12 protein-coding genes are annotated in these 18,554 nt (G+C 63.6%); 5 read left to right on the top strand and 7 right to left on the bottom strand.

Annotation, left to right across the window (positions count from 1 at the left end; all coding sequences use genetic code 11):
* Positions 1 to 50 precede the first annotated feature (50 nt).
* The 7 genes from GE027_RS01185 to GE027_RS01155 form a co-directional block, all read right to left on the bottom strand.
* On the bottom strand, positions 51 to 1,184 hold the full coding sequence (locus GE027_RS01185; RefSeq protein ID WP_153555328.1) for a BON domain-containing protein: 1,134 nt from the start codon (positions 1,182 to 1,184) through the stop codon (positions 51 to 53).
* Between the two features lie 384 nt (positions 1,185 to 1,568).
* Positions 1,569 to 1,931 carry a hypothetical protein gene (locus GE027_RS01180; protein ID WP_237607154.1) on the bottom strand — a complete coding sequence of 121 codons (363 nt, stop codon included), beginning with the start codon at positions 1,929 to 1,931 and terminating at the stop codon, positions 1,569 to 1,571.
* Positions 1,928 to 3,904 (bottom strand): PDZ domain-containing protein, encoded by a 1,977-nt coding sequence (locus tag GE027_RS01175; protein ID WP_153555327.1) that lies wholly within the window; start codon positions 3,902 to 3,904, stop codon positions 1,928 to 1,930. Before GE027_RS01175 ends, GE027_RS01180 begins: the two co-directional genes overlap by 4 nt.
* Before the next feature lie 242 nt (positions 3,905 to 4,146).
* On the bottom strand, positions 4,147 to 5,553 hold the full coding sequence (locus GE027_RS01170; RefSeq protein ID WP_153555326.1) for a dicarboxylate/amino acid:cation symporter: 1,407 nt from the start codon (positions 5,551 to 5,553) through the stop codon (positions 4,147 to 4,149).
* Positions 5,554 to 5,640: 87 nt separating this feature from the next.
* Positions 5,641 to 8,550 (bottom strand): PVC-type heme-binding CxxCH protein, encoded by a 2,910-nt coding sequence (locus tag GE027_RS01165; RefSeq protein ID WP_153555325.1) that lies wholly within the window; start codon positions 8,548 to 8,550, stop codon positions 5,641 to 5,643.
* A complete protein-coding gene (locus GE027_RS01160; RefSeq protein ID WP_202617291.1) occupies positions 8,547 to 9,944 on the bottom strand; it encodes a hypothetical protein in 1,398 nt (465 codons plus the stop codon). The genes GE027_RS01165 and GE027_RS01160 overlap by 4 nt, the downstream gene beginning before the upstream one ends.
* Before the next feature lie 810 nt (positions 9,945 to 10,754).
* Positions 10,755 to 11,873 carry a DUF1559 family PulG-like putative transporter gene (locus tag GE027_RS01155; RefSeq protein ID WP_153555324.1) on the bottom strand — a complete coding sequence of 373 codons (1,119 nt, stop codon included), beginning with the start codon at positions 11,871 to 11,873 and terminating at the stop codon, positions 10,755 to 10,757.
* A 202-nt stretch (positions 11,874 to 12,075) separates the two neighbouring features.
* Here GE027_RS01155 and GE027_RS01150 point away from each other — a divergent pair, with 202 nt between their 5' ends.
* The 5 genes from GE027_RS01150 (at position 12,076) to GE027_RS01130 (ending at position 18,552) form a co-directional block, all read left to right on the top strand.
* Entirely contained in the window at positions 12,076 to 12,885 is an 810-nt protein-coding gene (locus GE027_RS01150; RefSeq protein ID WP_153555323.1) for a hypothetical protein, read from the top strand.
* Positions 12,886 to 12,899: 14 nt separating this feature from the next.
* On the top strand, positions 12,900 to 13,634 hold the full coding sequence (locus GE027_RS01145; RefSeq protein ID WP_162006522.1) for a hypothetical protein: 735 nt from the start codon (positions 12,900 to 12,902) through the stop codon (positions 13,632 to 13,634).
* Between the two features lie 134 nt (positions 13,635 to 13,768).
* Complete coding sequence (locus tag GE027_RS01140) at positions 13,769 to 15,883, top strand: serine/threonine protein kinase (RefSeq protein ID WP_237607153.1); 2,115 nt, start codon at positions 13,769 to 13,771, stop codon at positions 15,881 to 15,883.
* Positions 15,884 to 15,995: 112 nt separating this feature from the next.
* Positions 15,996 to 16,676, top strand: coding sequence for a hypothetical protein (locus tag GE027_RS01135; RefSeq protein ID WP_153555321.1), 681 nt, complete (start codon positions 15,996 to 15,998; stop codon positions 16,674 to 16,676).
* Positions 16,677 to 17,100: 424 nt separating this feature from the next.
* Positions 17,101 to 18,552, top strand: coding sequence for a sulfatase family protein (locus GE027_RS01130; protein WP_237607152.1), 1,452 nt, complete (start codon positions 17,101 to 17,103; stop codon positions 18,550 to 18,552).
* The last annotated feature ends 2 nt before the right edge of the window (positions 18,553 to 18,554 follow it).

Raw genomic sequence — 18,554 nt, 5'->3', positions numbered from 1 at the left:
ACGTTTCGGCGCGGAGGGTCGCGGTTTTCTTCAGAGGACCGTCTGAATGACTAGTGACGACCGTTGCGGTCGGTGAAGTCCAGGAACCACCAGCCGTCGTCCCATTCCAGGCTGACTTTACGCCATCCCAGGGGCACTTGCGGATAGGGGTAGAACGGTCCGATATAGGGCCAAGCCGAAGGGCTGTACTGCTGCGGATAGCTCAGAGCAGCGTAGTTCGGGTAGGCGGCGTAACCGGGCCAAGCGTAGTTGGGCAGGTAGGGTTGGTCGTACCGCGGTGCGGCAGCACCGGCGGCGTAGGGAGCCATCGGAACCGGCTGGCCGGCGACCGCTCCGCCATGCACGACCGCTCCGCCGTGCACGGCCGCTCCGCCGTGGACCGCGGCGCCACCGTGGACCACACCACCGTGGCCGAGTCCTGGAGCCGGGTGCGCGACGGGCTGGACACCCTGGGCGACCGGACGCGGGTCGCGGATCGGCTGGGCGCCGGCGGCCTGCAGTCGCTCGGGCGAGTGGACCGTGATGTTGTCGATCACGCCGCGGACACCCTGGGTGTTGCGGGCCAGGTCCAGGATCAACTGCTTGTGCGCCGGAGTCGAGGTGCGGCCCTTGAGCAGCACTTTGCCGCCGGTGGTCGTGACGTCGACGCCAAAGCCACGCAGGTGCCCTTCTTGTTGAGCTCGACCGAGGGCACCGATCACCGCATCGGTGACGGCGTCATCGGCCCCGCCGACTTCGTTGGCCGAAGCCGGAGCCGCGGGGGCCGGAGCGGCTTTCGCGGCGGTGTAAACGCCTTCGAACTGGCCCGCTTCGGCAGGCTGCATCTGAGCGGCTTCCTGCTGCAAGGCCTGGCGGAAGGAGAAGCCTTCCGGCCGCTCGACGGGCTTCTCGGCCGGGGTGGCGGCGACCGAAATCTGGTCGACCACTTCGGCGATGCCCTCGAGGTCCTCGGCGGCCGCCAAGACGGTCGACTTCTGGGCGGGGTTGCTGACTTTGCCCTTGAGCAACACCACGCCGTCTTCGACTTTCAGGTCCAGCTTGAAGCCTTTGAGTGCTCCGGCGTCCCGCTGGACTTTCAGCCGATTGATAATCTGTTCGGCGATCTCGCGATCACCAGCCCATCCCGGTACGGGACAGGTAGCAGCCAGTGCGAGCACCGCCGCTGCGCAAAAGAAACGTCGCATCGAATCCCTCCTTAGGTCCTCTGCATTGGCCGACGCCACGATCGCTGGGTCGATGGCCGTACCGCTACAATATTCCAGCTCTCGCTCGCTCAGTCACTTCCATTGCAACCGATTCCACGGCCCACAGGGACCGCTTCGAGAGACTAGTGTCCGAGAGTATGTGTCGGCCGAATCCGCCGCGCAGTGGTAGGTTTTTTCCGATTTTGTTGGTCAGCAGCGTAATAATCATTGTGCCGAACGCGTCCCGGGGCCGACGCTGCCGTTAAGCTCGCCGGCACCTTTCCCAGCTTAACAAGGCACGGGGCTGGTTCTTTCACAGGCTGGAAGCCTATGCCACGGGGGCTGGTTCTTTCACAGGCTGGAAGCCTATGCCACCGGGGGTGGCTACGAACGGCGGAACATGCGGACGGCCGCCGAGAGGGTCAACAACAGGCCGGCGGCGGGCAGGAGGGCAGGCAGCAACCGCGGCTGGACCGCCACCACGCCCACCAGTGCCAACAGGGCGATGGCCATGCCCGGCGGCAACCAAGTGGCCGGCCGCCGCAGCGAGGGCCAGGCCAGCCAGATCGCGCCGAACACGATGCCCAAACGAATCATGCTGCCGGAACCAAACTGGCCATGACCCGAAGCTTCATCGCTGGCCAGACGCAGGCCGACGCCGGCCAGCAACAGCACGATGGCCAGCGCCAGGATGACCCAGCGGCGCCAGCGGGCGGGAACGGATTCGATCGTCGCGCGCTGCTTCATAACCGCGGCAAGGTCCCGGTCCATCGCAGCAGCGTCGGGATCTGCAGGTCGCCGGTGCGAACGACCGGAAAGCCCAACTTGGGCAGCACCCCGGCCCAACTGGGCAGCTCGCCGTCGGCGGCTAGTGGCATGGCCAGCTGCAGCGGTTGCTCGGGGTCGTTTTCACGAAGGCGAATCGCGGGCGGGCGAATGTCGGTGCGGACCGCCGCCCCGCCCACCGCTTCGTTCTCGGTCAGGCCCACGACCAACGCCATCGCATGACTCGGCCCCTGCTTCCAGCCGGTCACGCCGATCGACCAACGGTCGATGCCCAGCCGCTGGCCCAGCTGCGAGGCGACGCGGCCGACCAGATTGGCTTCGGCCGGCGTCCAGCGTCGCTCGTCCGCCGCGGCGACGACCGCCACGGCGATGCCCATCGGCTGTGCCAACGCTTCGAACTCGGCCAGCACGTTCTCGGGTTTCGGAGTGCCCGGATCCAACAACACCAACAACAACGCCCGCGCGGCCGATGCCTGCGGGTCTTGCGGCGCGTAGTAGAGCGCCTGGTTGGGCACGTCGGGCAGCGTCAACGGTTTCTGTTGCCAGGTCGACCGGGCCGCGTTGGGACCATCGTCGTCGCCAGCTTCACCCGCTTCGTCATCGTCGGCTTTCTCAGCGGTGCCGGCGCGATCCAGTGCGGCCGGCAGCGGCGCCAGCGGGCCATCGATCGGACGGTTGTCGACGCGGAGGGTGCGTTCCTGGTCGTCGCGGCGAATCCGCAGTTGCAGCGCTGCTTCGGGGTCGCTGGTCAGGATCCGTCGCCGCAGTGAATCCAGCGAAGCGATCGCGTGATCGTTTACGGCCAACAGGATATCGCCGGCAGCCAATTCGGCTTGGGCGGCCGGGGACTCCGGTTCGACCGCCCTCACCCGGACTTCCGCGTCGGCCCCGCTGGCGTACAGACCAACGACCTGCGGTTCCAGCGGCGGGATCTCCTGGGCCAGTGTCGCCTTCAGTTGCAACGTTTCTTCGCCACGGCCCACGGTGAGCGCGACTTCGTCTCCGGCGTTGTAACTTCCCAGTGCCTGGCGGACTTGATAGTGGTAGCGAACATCGCGGTCGCCCACCTGCAGGATTTCGTCCCCCGGCTGCAGGCCCGCTTTCTCTGCCGGCGAACGCGGCCGCACCGCATCGATCTTGGTGCCTGCGGCGAAGGAGTCGGCGGCGCGAGCGACCGTGCCGAGCAGTCCGCGATAGATGTCCTGGCCGGATTGCATCCGCGGCAGTTGTGCGGCGATACGGTCGGCCGGAATGGCGAAAGCGATTCCCGCGTCGTACCAACCGGCCTTCTCCTCTGCGCCAGCGGCCTCGGGCATGGCCGGCACGAGGATGCCGAGGATCCGGCCGCGGATATCCACCAGCGGCCCTCCGTAATGAATCGGCGAGACCCGGGCGTCGGTCTGCAACGCCCGACCATTTAATCGTCCCGTCGCGCTAAGGATGCCGACCGAGACGGCCGGATGCTCCGAGCCGGCAACGCGGCCCACGGCGATCGCATAGTGCCCCACGACCGGCGAAACGTTTTCCGGCAACGATACGGCAGCCATCGGCGCGTCGGCTTCGGTCTTCAGCAGCACCAGTTCGCGACTGGTATCGCGAGCGACGACGCGAGCGGTTTGACGCGTTCCGTCGGCCCGCACGACCAGGATCGAAGCGGCCGGTTGCTCGGTGACCAGCGACGAGGCGATGATCCAGCCATCTGGATCGACCACCGTTCCCACCGAAGGCGCGTCCGCGCGGACTTCGCCGGTGGTTTCGGCCACCCCCACCAGTTCAATCCGGACCACCGCCTCGGCCACGCCGGCCACGGCCGCGTCGATCGCTTGCTGTTCCTGCTGGAGAAAGCTGTCCTGTCCGCGGGCGGGCGGCACCGCGATGGTCCAGGCCGCCGCCAGCATCGCGGCACCGGCCGATAGGGTTTGCAGTGTGTTCATAGTCGCATTGTAATCGTCGCGCCCAGAACATAGTAGCGCGGCTTTACTCTCCCACTGGGAGAGTCGGGCTCTTGGGCCCGGAGAGGGTTTTCGTAGGGCCCTCCCCGGGCCTAAGAGCCCGACCCTCCCGCTGCGCGGGAGGGTGTTGTCGCGGGGTTTCACCGAAAATTGGGGAGGAATCTGCAGCTGCTTTCGCGGAGCGAAAGGCGACTCTGTTACTTTCGGCGGAGCGAAAGGCGACTCTAGTCCGCCGCGGGGGGCATGGTGCGGTCGACCACCGCGGCCCCGACGGCGTCGCCGAAGCAGTTGACGGCGGTGCGGAAGCGGTCGAGCAACCAGTCGACCGAGAGGATCAGTCCGATGTATTCGATCGGCAGGCCCACGGCGTTCAGTACGATCAGCATCGTCACCAATCCGGCTTCGGGGATTCCCGCCGCACCGATGGCGGCCAGCGTTGCGGTCAGGGCGATCAACAACTGCTGGGTGAGATCCATTTGCATGCCCAGGACCTGGGCGATGAACAGCACCGCGGCGGCTTCGTAGAGCGCCGTGCCGTCCATGTTGATCGTCGCTCCGAGCGGCACGACAAACTCGGTTGATTCTCGCGATACGCCCGCCTCCTGCGTGCACTCCATCGTGATCGGCAACGTCGCCGACGAGCTGGCTGTGGAAAAGGCGGTCAGCATGGCTTTGGACAATTGCCACGCGTAGCGGTAGGGATTCTTGCGAGTGACGATCCAGTAGATCAGGGGCAGCGTGACGACCGAATGCAGGGCCAATCCGATCAGCACCGTGCCGAAGTACCAGCCGATCTGGCTGAGTTCCTCGTAGAATCGGCCCTCGGCCTGGGCTTCGCCAAACCGCGAAGCCACCAGGCAGAAAATCCCGATCGGCGCCAGCTTCATCAACCACATGACGAACTGCATCAGGGCGGCGTTGGACTGTTCGATGAACTGGGTGACCAAAGACACCCGCTGGCCCATCGTGGTCAACATCGCTCCGAACACGATCGCAAAGACGATGATCGGCAACAGCTGGGTCTCGGCGGCCGACACGAATAGATTGTCGGTGACCAACATCAGCGCCATGTTTTCGAGGATCGTGCCCATCCCCGGCCGCTGGGCTTCGCCCTCGGGCAACTCCTCCAGGACGCTGGCCACCTCGGTGCTCGACAACCCCGAATTCGCGGCCAGGCTCTTGATGATCCGCGACTTGGGCGAACCCACGGTCGCGCCGGCATGCTGCTGGACCCTGTCCTCATCGACCGTGCCCACACCGGGCTGGAGCACGTTGACCACCAACAGCCCCAAGGTGACGGCCAGGATCGTCGTCGACAAGTAATACAGGATCGCGGTGCCGCCGGGTTTTCCCAGTTTGCGGATGTCACCCAGCCCCAGTACGCCACAGAGGACCGACGTAAACACCAGCGGAACGACGATCATCCGCAGGGCGCGCAGAAACAATTCCCCGCCCACGTCGGTCATCATCGCCAGCGGTGGAAACAACAGGGCCACCAAGATCGCCGCCACGATGCTGCCGGCGATCCAGTAGGTCAGGGTGTTGCTGTGAGGGTTCGGCGGCCGCGGATCGGTAGCATCGTTCGCGGCAGACGAATCGTTCGCTGAAGACGAATCGTTCGCTGGAGACATTGGCACTTCCTGTGTCGGTCGATTCCTGTGTCGGACGAAGCAGATCCGGCACAGTGTAGCGGCACCGGATCGCCTCGACCGCCCGGGTCATTTCAGTTGCATCAGGTACTCCAGCAAGTCCGCAACGTCTTGCTGGTCGAGGTTCTCTTCCAGCCCTTCGGGCATCAACGACACGCCGGTGCTTTGCAGTTCTTCGATGTCCTGTCGCAGCACCGTATCGCTGGCCCCATCGCCGCGGAGCAGCGTGATACTGTTGGCGCTTTCCGAGACGATCATTCCGGTCAGCGTACGCCCATCGGCGGTCAGCACGATGTAGTTGACGTACTGCGGATTGACCTCGCGGTTGGGGTCCAGCAGATTGACCAGGATCGCTTCGCGGCCGCGTGCCTGCAGGGTCGCCAGTTTGGGGCCCGTTTCGTGGCCGACGCCTTCGGCCGCATGGCAAGCCGCACAGTGTTTGCGAAACACCATCCGGCCGCGGCTCACATCGCCCGCCTGCTCCAGCACCGGGCGGTACCGCGCCAGCACGGCCGAACGATCGCTGTCGACGGCGCCGCCGCTTTGGCGTTTTTCCAGCAGACTTGCCGCTCGCTTGGCCAGCGATTTTTCCGGCGACTTCTTCGCCCACTGCAGACGCGCTACCGGAATCTCCATGACCGACAGCTCACCCGCTTCGACACGATCGAGCAAGGCGAGCGCAAACTGCGGACGCGAGAACAACACCTCGAAGGCCGTCTCCCGCAGCCGCGGGCTCAACTGATCCCAGACGTCCAGCATCATCGATGCGACGGCGTCCTTTCGAAACGTGCCCATCGTCTGCAGGGTTTGCTGCTGCAGGTCGGCCGGTTGGCTGCTGTGCAGCAGTTCGGCAAACAGAGGCTCGAGCGACGCGAAGTCGTCCAGCCGCAGCTGTTCCACGGCCGCCCGGCGACGCGGTAGCGGCGCGTCCGAATCGGTAGCCACTTCGCGGAGCTGGGCCAGCAGGTCCTCGAGGGCCCGGTTCAGCCGCGGATCGTCCTGCGCTCGCTGGGCAATGCGTTGGCCCAGCACGTCCAGCAGGAATCCGGCTTCGGCACCCATCTGTTGGCTCTGTTCGATGAACAATCGGTCGGTGTATTCGCCCAGCGAGCTGAGCACCGCCATTTGCATCCAGCGATTCTGGTGATCGTTCTGCAGCAGGCGTCCCAGCGGGGCGAGCCGCTGTTCGGGCGGCAGGTAGCCCAGCGTGAACGCCACTTGGAAACGGACTTCCAGCGACGGGTCTTCCACCAGGTCCAACAGAGCCGCTACCAAGGCTTCGGGGCTTTCCGCCAGCATGGGCTCGGATAGGCGGGCGGCGTGCCGGCGAACCTGCGGGTGCGTGTCGCCGAGGGCGGTGACCAGCACGGTTTCGTCCAGGGCGCCCAGGCCGGAGAGCGCATACAAGGCGTGCATCCGGCCGCGTGCCGAATCACCTTGCGTGACGGTTTCTCGCAGCCCTGGCACGGCGGAGGAATCCCGGCGTTCGTACAGCAGTCGCGCCGCGGTTTCGCGATGCCAGGCATTGGGGTGCGAAAGCGTCGTGACCAGCTGTGCGGTCGACGCGTCGCGAAGGTTCGGGTCGGCTCGCCGCTGATGACCCTCGGCCTTGATCCGGTAGATACGTCCCGCGTTGCGACCGGCGGTCAGGTCCAGGTGCTTTTTGATTTGCGGCGGCAGGCTGGCCGGATGTTCGATCACTTCGCGACACACATCGACGACGTGCAGGCAGCCGTCGGGAGCGTTGGCGAACTGTGCGGGACGAAACCAGATATCACGCGAGGTGACGAATTCGCTGTCCGGATCAATCCGCTGGGCATCGAACACGATGCCGTCGGTGACCAAGCGTTTGCGATGGATCAGATTGCTGCCCACGTCGCCGACAATGGCCGTTTGCAACCAGCGCTCCGGCCAGGCGTCACCGCGATAGATCGTGATCCCGGTCGCACCGGTAAAGTAACCGGCCGGACGTCCACCGCCTTCGACAACGCCGCGAACCTCGCCGCTGACCCGCAGCCGTGTCCGCAGGATCCGCCACGGTTCGACGGGACTGGTGCGAAAGACTTCGGCCTGCGGTCCGTCGACCGCGATCGATTGCCGCGCAGGCGGCGCTTTCAAATCGGGATTGCGGGCGACGTAACGATCCTCATAGACGATCTGTTGGATGTGGTCGCTGTTGGAACTGGCGAACTTGTGGCCCCAGTCGTCAAAACACATGCCGTGCTGGGCGCCGCCACTGGTCCGTTCGAACTGGTAGGTGTCCGGATCGAAAGCGATGTCGCGACCGCGCACTTCCACGGCGGTCGATTCAGGGTCCTGCCAGCGTCGGACTTTGCCGCCCACGGTGCCACAGGCGACGTGGATGCGATTGTCCAGGCCCCAGCGGAACGAGTTCAACAAGCCCTGGACGTTGGAGGTATTGAAGCCGGTCAGGACGATTTGTTTTTCGTCGGCGACACCGTCATCGTCGGTGTCGCGAAAGAAATAAATGTGCGGGGCGTCGGCCACGAACAGTCCATTTTTGAATGGAAAGATTGCTGTCGGCCACAGCAGTCCGTCGGCGAACGTCACATGGTGTTCGTAGACACCGTCGCCATCGCGGTCTTCCAAGCGGCTGACCCGCGAGATCCCGTCATCGCGGTCCTCGCTGTAGCCACGCATCTCGCAGACGAACATCCGTCCCAACGCATCCCACTCGACCGCCACCGGGCTGTTGACCAGCGGTTCCGACGCGGCCAGTTCGATCTCGAAGCCTTCGGCCACCGTGAAATGCTTCAGCGTCTCGTCGGCGGGCGTAAAGGGAATTCGCGGCAGCTGATCCGCAAAATCGTCCTCGGCCCGCAGCGTGTTAGGGCGTTGAAGGTTTGACAGGCCGCAGATACCGGCCGCGATCGCCATCATCCACACGGCCCCGAGAGACCATCGGTTCTGTTGCCGTCGTCCCCGTTTCCATGGTCCCCGTTTGTAAATCCCGTTCATTCGGCGGTCTCCGTGTGGTTCGCTGCGTTGGTGGTTTTGGTGTTGATGTTGGTGTTGGTTTCGGTATTGGTTTTCGTTTGGGGAGCGCGGGCCGCTGCGGCCTGTGCCGGCGGAGCGGCCTCGAGCAGCTTGGCCATGGCGTCCATCAGGATCGGTTCGGCCCGCTGGTCGACGCAGGTGGCTCGCGGACTGGTTTCGTAACCGCCCTGCGAATACGCTTCGGCCGTGCCGATGTAAGCGGTGCCGTAATCACCATAGGCAGCCATGGCCACGTGCAGATCGCTGCGCATCGCTTTGGCGGCCAATTGGTATTCGACGAACAACTCGCCCGGCAGGTGCAGGATGCGCACGTCGCCCACCCGCAAGCACTGCAGCAAGATCTTTTCACCTCGTTCGTAGCGCCGCAGGTAGGCCAGCCGGGTGGAGGCTTGGATGGTGTTGGTCGGCGTCGGCCCGCTGAGCTGTTGCCGCAGTGCGTCGGCGTCGAGATGTTCGGCAGGCGGCAGGGCGACGCCCTGAGTGGTCCAGCCGATGTCCTGGGCCGACAAGGGAAATCGCTCCGTGTTGTCAAACGCCTGTTTCATCGCCGCGGCGACGCGACCGGCCAACAGCACGCGATTCTCTTTGCTGCCGTCATTGTACTTGCCGGCTCCGATGTTGCCGCCCGCGCCGGTGAAATGCACATGCAGGGCGGTCGGCAACTCCTGGCCGCGCAGAAACCTGGCGATGCCGGGAAAGTCGCTGCTCGGGACCCCCGTGCGGTAGTAACTCTGCGGGTGCGTTGCGTAATAGGTCAGCACGGCGACGCTTTGGTCGTCGTTCCAGAACGACAGCGCGCTCAGCTCCGGATCGACGACGCCTTCGGGTTCGGCACGCAGGTCCGGGTCGGTACAGGTGGTGTAACGCACCGCCCGCACCACGCCCTGATCATTCAGGATCCGGCGGTTGGAGGCGACCTGTTCGACGTTTGCAACACCGAAGCCGGCGTGCGTGATCGGTACCGTCTGCTCCAGCGAGGCGGCGACGGCCGGTTTTAATTTCTTCAGCCAGCTGCGGGCAAACGATGCGTCATGCGGACCGAGATCGCTGATGCCAGCTTCGTGCAGCACCTGCTCGGCCCCGAAGTCACAGCGTGGGGCATCATGCTGATGCAGGGCGTGGACGGCCACTCGTTCGGGCGTCGTCCCGGCCGCTTCGGCCAGAACTCGCTTGAACACGTCCTGGGATTCGTTGCCGACGCCAATCCAGTCGATCGCGCACAGCACGATCGGCTGTTCGGCGCCCAACAGGACGATGCCGCGGCAGCGCAGCCCCAGTTCGTCGTGGCGAACCACTCGGTCGTAAGCCATCATCGAACCGACCGGCGGCGTGGCATCCAGATCGAAACGAGCCAAACGAAGCGGTTCGGAAGCAGGCGAGTCCGGCGCGGACGCCGGATCTCCGGACGCAGAATCCTGCGCCACGGCAGAGGCGGCGCAGAGCAGCGTCCACAGGAGAAACACAGCAGGCGGGCGAAGGGCACAGAACGTCAGCCAACGAGGGGGGCGCATAGCGGTTCAGCCAGTAGGAGGAGCGAGGTGGGGGCAAGCCACAACAAGGGCCGGTGGGAAACGCCGACCAGTTTAATCGATCGCGACGAGGGTGTGGGGCGTGGGGAGAGTTGGTTGTTGGTTGTTGGTTGTTGGTTGTTGGTTGTTGGTTGTTGGTTGTTGGTTGTTGGTTGTTGGTTGTTGGTTGTTGGTTGTTGGTTGTTGGTTGTTGGTTGGATTCGTGCTCGTGCTCGTGCTCGTGCTCGTGCTCGTACTCGTACTCGTACTCGTACTCGTGCTTGTACTCGTGCTTGTACTCGTGCTTGTACTCGTGCTCGTACTTGTACCTGCGCTCGTGCTCGGTTTTAAATGATGGAGCGTGACAGGTGGTTGCGTTGACGCTCCCCCTCACCCTCGGCCCCTCTCCCCCAAAACTTCACTCGCTGACGCTCGCGGCGCTTTGGGGGAGAGGGGAGGAAACGAGGTGGGTTGCTGGTGCGCGATGAAGCGTGCCCGCCTCCTCTCGCAAACCGCTCCATTATCAAGCCACGCTCCCACACCGTCTGCGCTGTGCCGTCCGCTGGTCCGACCCATAAAAAAACGCCGGCGTTCGAAAACGCCGGCGTTGGGTAAGCAATCGGTCTCGGGTGCGTTGTCTGGTTTGCGGCCCAAGTCTTACATGTCGTCGTCGGTGGGCACGTATTCCGGGAACGGAACGTTGCTGGATTTGCCTTTGGGCGTCAGCAGCGCTTGGTACACGCGGTAGTCGATCGATTCGGTGATGAACCGCGTCGAACCATCGGCCATCGCCACGTTCACGCCATCGGCGTGTTCGGAAGAGGGCCGGGCGAGCACGGCCATGTTGCCGTTGTTCATCGGCGTGAACAACGTATCGCCACCGTTGATCTGGTATTCAGGGGCGGCGACGGCACCGGCACCGCCTGCACCCTGCTTGTCGAAGTAGTGCCAGACCATGCCCTGCAGGTAACGCGAAGCCACCGGGTAGGGTGCCGGCGTGCTGAGGTTGTTGTCCGGGTCCAGGTGGTTAAGGCCGGAACCGAAACCCACCAGATGCCACGATTGGGCTTGAACATTCTCCGACAACAGCATTGTGTTGGTCAGCCCATCGTCGATGTCGTCCATACGCACCTTGGGTCCGGCTGGAACGCCATAAGCGCTATGCCCATTGTTAAAAATGGTGTTGGCTTTGGATTGGCTGATAGCGAAGGCCGTCGTAGATGCCGGCGGCTGTGGCGCAAAGTACCGGTTGCCCGGGTCGGCCGCCATGCCGGTATTGGCGACGTAGCTGTTGGGACCGATGGCGTCGGAGAACAACGGGTTGCTGGGACACTGAAAGACTTCCAGCGTCGGCGCAGTGGCTTTGCTGTAGCCGTTCGGGCCGGCGTTGCCGGCATTGGCGGTGAGCAGCGGATAGCGGTCCTCGTTCCAACGCTCGTAGGTGGGTTGTTGATCGATGTGGCCCAGAATCGAAACCTGCCATCCGCCCAACTTGTGGTGTGCCGAAGGCGTGCTGCCGGGGTCGGCCGGATCGGGCGAGGTGGCCGTGTACTGTCCGAAACTTTTAACGTACTTGGGCATCGAATCCTTGGAGCCGTGGTAACCGATCACGCCCTGGCTCATGCCCTTGAGGTTGGCGTTGCAGGTGGCTCGGCGCGCCGCTTCGAGCGCCATGTTGATCGCCGGCAGGGCCAGCCCCATCAGGATGCCTATGATGGTGATCACCACCAACAGTTCGACCAGCGTAAAGCCGGCTTGCAGACGCTTCTGCATCATTCCGCTCCGGGAAGAGAGATTAAGAGAGTAGACGGCAAGGTCCCGCGACAAGTCGTTTCAGTTTCTCACACTCCGCCGGGAAAGTCCAGCGAAACCGATTCGCGAGCTTTTTTTGCAAAAATTGCAAAGATCGCCCGCTCGGCGGCGAATAGCCCTGTGAATGGTTCAAAACCTTGCTTTCTTCGCAATCGAGGACACACAGATGCTTAAGAAAATATTGCTTGTCGGTTCGGCCGTAACCCTGCTTTCGGGGGTGGTTATGGGCACCGGGCTTTGGAGCTACGGTCAATTGGCGGCCGATAAGGTCAGCCAGTCGACCAAGGACTTGATCCCCATGGAATGGGAAATCGATCGGGCGCGGCAGATGATTACGGACCTGGAGCCGGAGATCGCCGAGAACGCCAAACGAATCGCCCGCGAGAAAATCGCGACCGCTCGCTTGGAACGCCAAGTCGACCAGGCCAGCGACCGCCTGGGCGACGCCCAGCGGAACATCGAACGCCTGAGCGCCGATTTGAAGCAAGGTGACGATCGCTTCACCTACGCCGGCAAAACCTACACCTCGGCCCAGGTCCGCGACGACCTGAGCGCCCGCTGGAAGCGGTTCAAGACTCAGCGCCAAACGGTGGACAAACTGCAGCAGCAGTTGGTCGCCCGGCAAGCTTCTCTGGACGCTGCCAACGAACGGATGGACGCGATGCTGAGCGCCAAGCGTCAGTTGGAAGTGGAAGTCGAAAACCTGCAGGCTCGATTGTCGGCCCTGCGAGTCGCACAGACCACGTCGAGCCTGAACCTGGACGATAGCCAGCTGTCGCGAACCCGCGAACTGCTCGATGATATCGCCACGCGAATCGACGTCGAGGAAGAGGTTATGGCGGTCGACACGCAGTACTTCGGCGGGATCGATTTGGACGAGCCGGATCAGTCGGAATTGCTGGACGAAATCTCGGCTTACTTCGAGGGCCCTGCCGAAGACGGTGAACAATTGGTGACCATCGAAATGGTGCAGTAAATCCCGGCGAATGGGTGAGAGAAACCGCCACCGCGTTCTTTGTTTTTGACCGCCGCGGGCCCGTGCACCGCGGCGGTTCGATTCCTTCAAACCAAGCCAACGGTTCGATGATGACGCTGCCAACCGCCAACGACTCTCCCGGCCCGACCGCCTCGCCGCGCTCGTGGCTGCTGTGGGTTGATGGCGGCGGCGGTTTTTTGTTGCTCGACCAGCCGCGGTTTTTGCTCGGCGGACCGGCAAGCGGCGGTTCAAACGGCGTCGCGGTGGACGACGACGGCCAGACGGTCGTCGCGGTGCAGGCGGACCTGCGTCGCCGCGAAGCGGAACTGTCGCGGCACAGCGGTCGCTATGTGCTCGCCCCGCGAGACGGCCGAGTGCAGATGGGTCCGCAGCGGATTCACGAATCGGCCTTCCTGCGGTCCGACGATCGCTTTCAGTTAGGTTCCGGGGTCGCCTTTCACTTTGACGTTCCGCACCCCCTGTCGGGGTCGGCCCGCTTGCGAGTGGATCGGCGGACTCGTTTTCGCCCGCACGTCGATGCCGTGTTGTGGCTGGACGACACCCTGGTGCTGGGGCCTACGGACGATTGTCACGTGCGCGTTTCCCACGCCGAAGGACCGCTGGTGATGATGCGGCGGCAGGATGCGTGGCAGGTCAAACCGGTCGCCGCTGGCGAATCCTGGCGAGCGTTGACGCCCGGCCGCCGGCTGGAGGGACTGGGCATTTCGTTTCTACTGGAGTCGCTATGAACCGCTTTCAACCGGCCACCGCGGCACCCCCAGCAGACTCGGGCGATCCCGGCGCGCCCTCTCGGCCCGAATCTCGGGCCTTGGAAGATAGCACTTCCCCTTCGCAAGCTCCTCATAAGCGAGAAAATCCTGTCATGGCCGCCCTTGCCGGTACACTAGAAAAGGGACGACGCCTGATGGGGCACCCCTCGGCGGCCGATACCCCGACCTCGGACCATATTGCCCGTCCGGACGAACCCCTTTCCGCCCAGACGCCCAAAATGCACTTTACCTATGCCAGCGGAACGTCGCCCTTGGACCGCTACACGATCCGTCGTGGCGTGGGCATGGGCGGTTTTGGCGAGGTGTATTTTGCGGTCAGCCAGGCCGGCAAAGAGGTGGCCCTGAAGCGAATCCAGCGAAACCTGGAGGTCGAGCTGCGGGGCGTCTCGCACTGCCTGAACCTGAAACACCCCAACCTCGTTTCACTGTACGACGTTTGCCGCGACGATGACGAGCAGGCCTGGGTCGTGATGGAATACATCGCGGGACCAAACTTGCGCGAAGTCTTGGATGACGCGCCCGAAGGGTTGTCCCACGAAGAAACGCTGCGCTGCTTCGCCGGACTGGCCGCCGGAGTGGCTCACCTGCACGCCAGCGGTTTGGTTCACCGCGATTTGAAACCCGGCAATATCTTCGACGACGCCGGCACGATCAAAATCGGCGACTATGGGCTGAGCAAATTCATCTCCTGTTCTCGCCGCGGCGGGCACACCGAAAGCATCGGTACGTTTCACTACATGGCCCCCGAAATCGGCCGCGGCGAGTACGGTCGCGAGATCGATATCTACGCGATGGGCGTCATCCTGTGTGAACTGCTGACCGGTCGCGTACCCTTCGACGGCGAGAGCAGTCACGAGATCGTGATGAAACACCTGACGGCCACCCCGGATCTGAGCGGCATCGAGTCGCCGTTCCGCGAAGTGATCCAGTGGGCGTTGGAAAAGGACCCTCAGCGGCGTCCGCAGTCGGTCGCCGAAATGGTGCGTCCGCTGGGAATCGAATTGGACGCTTACGGTTTCGTCGCCAAGACCCCGGGGCCGCCAACGGCGATCGTCCCGCCGCCGGTAGAGACGGAGGATGCGGTCGGCTCCGCGCCTACGGGCACCAGTCCTGTGCCGGATGAGGAAACGCCGGTTCGAGCTCGCGTGGTCCGGCCCACCGCCGGTCGGCCCGCGCCGCTGGGAACGGTCGTCGGCGGCGTGCCTGCCGGCGCCGCCTCGACCGGCGAAGAGCCGCTCGCCCGAGCCCTCCGCGGTTCGCTGGGTGACCTCGCGCGGTGGTGGAAGAGCCTCGAGTCGTACCCCGGCACGCGGCTGGCGCTGATGATCATGGCGATTGGCCTGGTGATGGTAAACACCGGATGGTTGCTGCCCGTGCTGTCGGTGATGGCAATCGTCTACGTTCCTTATTACATCGTTCGCCAAATGGTGCTGGGTGTGCGGCGGCAACCTTCCTACGCCGAAGCTCATCAGATGTCCGTCGCCGCCGCGCGGCGACCGCGTCCGCTCTCGATAAAGCAGTGGCGGCAGTACAAACGCAACGAACTGGGCGCCAAACGCAGCCTCACGCGGCTGACAGAATTAAGCGGATCGAGCACTGCCGCGGTCGTCACGACCGCGGTGTTGGGGTTGGTCGCCGCGTTGGTGGGCCTGCGCGACACGGTCATCACGCCGCTGAATATCGCTCCCTACGCCCTGACCGCCGCCACCGTCGCCGTGGCTTCGTTGGTGATGCTGGGCATGGGCAAACTGTGGGAACGCGATGAAGGCGAGGGCGTCACGCGGCGCCTGGTCCTGTCGGGTGTGGGTGCGATGATCGGTGCGTTTGCGTTCGCCGCGTCGGAATTTCTGATGCTGCCCGTCGGCGGAGGTCCGCTGGCCGAGCATGTGATCGAAGACCTGCCCCAGAATTTTTATTTCGATGGAGCCCCGCGCTTGGTCGCGATGATGGCGCACTTTGCCATCCTGATGGGAGCCGTCGGATGGTGGAAGAACACGGATCCTCTGCGGACTCGGCGGGTCAGCCTGTGGGCGATCGCCGTGGCCGTGGTGGTCGAATGGGGGATCAGCCAGTTGTTGCCCATCCCGCAGCCCTGGGGCATGTTGGCCGCCGGCGGCACCGCCTTGGTGCTGCAGTTGACCGCCCCCTGGGAGAACCCACGCGTGCGAGTCCCTACAACCACTTCGCCAACGACAAGTCTGGTTTAACACTCAAAACCAGGTGACTCAAACAGTTTTCTATATGGGTAAACGTCTAAATACATTGATTCTCTTAGAGCCAGAAAACTTTACCACGCAACACGCATCGAGGCCTGAGCAAATGACTTCTGCAAATCCCTTGGAAATTTCCTTCTGCAGTCGGATTCTGGGAACCGGTCTGTGTGTGGCCCTGGCCGTGGGAGCCTGTTTTGCCGAAGGCAGTTCGTTGGCGACCATTCGCGAAGAGGCCGTGGTGACGTCGACCGAAACGCAGGCGGGCGCCGAAACGGACAACCAGGACCAGCCCAGCGAGCTTTCGGTCCCGCCGCTGGACCACAAGATCTATCCCGACGACCGCCCCAGCTGGATCGGCGAGGATCCGCAGCTCGATGGCCAGCGTCATCGCTGGCCGGTGGTTTCTGTGCCCTCGCTGACCCCGGAGGCCAGCCGGGAGAGTTTGCAGATGCGAATACAGCTGGCCGTCGAAGCTTACGTGAATCAATGGGCCGGCTCCGAGCAGGCCGGTGAGGCGATCCGGTTCGACGAGGCCTATATCGATGCCCATCTGGTCAACCCATCGCGTCATTACAGCGGCGTGGTGACGACCAGCAACGGCGAGATGTACGAGGACGCGACCGAGTTGGTATTCGATGCCGATTTTCGCGACGAAGTCGACCGGCAATGGCGCGAGCACGAAGTCGCCGAGCGATTGGCCGGCTTGGGGTTGTTGGGCGCCGGCGGTGTGGTCCTGCTGATGGGGCTGACCAGCGTCCTGAAGTTCGTCAACCGAGTCGTGGCCTAGGCTTCCAGTGGCATAGGCTTCCAGCCTGTGAACAGTGGCATAGGCTTCCAGCCTGTGAACAGTGGCATAGGCTTCCAGCCTGTGAACAGTAGCATAGGCTTCCAGCCTGTGAACAGTGGCATAGGCTTCCAGCCTGTGAACAGTGGCATAGGCTTCCAGCCTGTGAACAGTAGCATAGGCTTCCAGCCTGTGAACAGTAGCATAGGCTTCCAGCCTGTGAATAACCAACCTCTCGGCTGGGACAGCCGAGCTACTTTCTGAAACCGCCACGCGACCTTGTCGCGACTGGCACCGCAGCAAACGGCCTAATAGGATGGGACCCCTCCGCCCTCGGACGCAACGACTGCTTCGGAGGGACTGTCCCTCCATTTGAATCCAGGAGCGTTGCAAAGCGATGCGTTTTGGCCCCTCTCCGCCGCTTGTCTTGAGTATCCTGTTCGCCGTCGCAGCGACGTTGACCGCTACGGCCGACGCCGCCCAGCCAGCCGACGCCGCCCAGCCGGCGGGCGATGCGCACCGTCCTCATATTCTCGTGATCCTGGTCGACGACATGGGTTACGGCGATCCCGGTTGCTTCAATCCAGAATCGAAGATCCCCACGCCGCACATCGACGCGCTAGCGCACCAAGGCATGCGCTTCACCGACGCTCACGCCCCCGGTCCGCTGTGTCACATGTCGCGCTATGGTCTGCTGACCGGACGTTACCCCTTTCGCACACAGGTCGGCCGCTGGCGCGAGCATGCATTGATCGAACCGGATCAGATGACGATTGCCTCGTTGGCACAGCAGCAAGGCTATGCCACGGCGATGGTGGGTAAGTGGCACGTGGGTTTTGAGGAACAGGGATACGATCGGCCGCTGGCCGGCGGTCCGGTGGACCGTGGCTTTGACCAATTCTTTGGGATCCGCGCGTCGACCGATATCCCGCCCTATTTTTATATTCGCGGGGACCGTGCGGTGATGCCGCCGAGCGAACAGATCGCGGCCAACAACAGCGAAGGTTGGTCGCCGATTCAGGGAGCCTTTTGGCGAGCCGGAGGGATCGCGCCGAACTTGCAACTGGAAGACGTCTTGCCGCGTTTCACCGACGAGGCGATCCGGGTGATCGACCAGCATGCGGCCGCGTCGGCTGCGGAGAAGCCGCTGATGCTGTACCTGGCTTACCCCGCGCCGCACACCCCGTGGTTGCCCGACGAAGCCTTCGTGGGCAAGAGCGGTGCAGGCATGTACGGTGATTTCATGATGATGGTCGACGCCCAGATCGGACGCGTGCTCGCATCGCTGCGGGAGCACGAAATGCAAAAGGATACGTTGGTCATCTTCACTTCCGATAACGGTCCCACTTGGTATCCGAAGGATGTCCAGCGTTTCGGACACGACAGTGCGGCGGGCCTGCGCGGGATGAAGGCGGACGCTTGGGAAGCCGGTCACCGCATGCCCTTCATCGTCCGCTGGCCGGCACGGGTGCCCGCCGGGACGAGCTGTGATCGGGTGATCAATTTCACCGACCTGTTGGCCACGTTCGCCGAACTGATGAACGTGGAATTGCCACCGCAAGCCGGACCGGACAGCTACAGCTTTCTGCCGGCTCTGTTGCAGACCGATCCGCCGGATTCGACGCGGCCCCCGGTCGTGATGCGCAGCGGCAACGGCCGGCTGATGACCATCCGCGACGGCGATTGGAAACTGATCACCGGTCTCGGTTCGGGAGGTTTTACGCGGCCCGGTTTCATCAAGCCCGGGCCGGGCGATCCGGCCGGCCAGCTGTATCATTTGGGCGAGGACCGCGGCGAGCAAAACAATCTGTACGACCAACATCCCGAGATCGTCGCTCGGCTCGAAGCGAAACTGGCCGAGATCGTCGGCCAGGATTAGGG

The sequence above is a fragment of the Roseimaritima sediminicola genome (genome assembly GCF_009618275.1).
Taxonomy (GTDB): Bacteria; Planctomycetota; Planctomycetia; order Pirellulales; family Pirellulaceae; genus Roseimaritima; species Roseimaritima sediminicola.
Note: the sequence above shows the minus strand (reverse complement) of the source record. Positions and strands in the feature narration are given on the sequence as shown.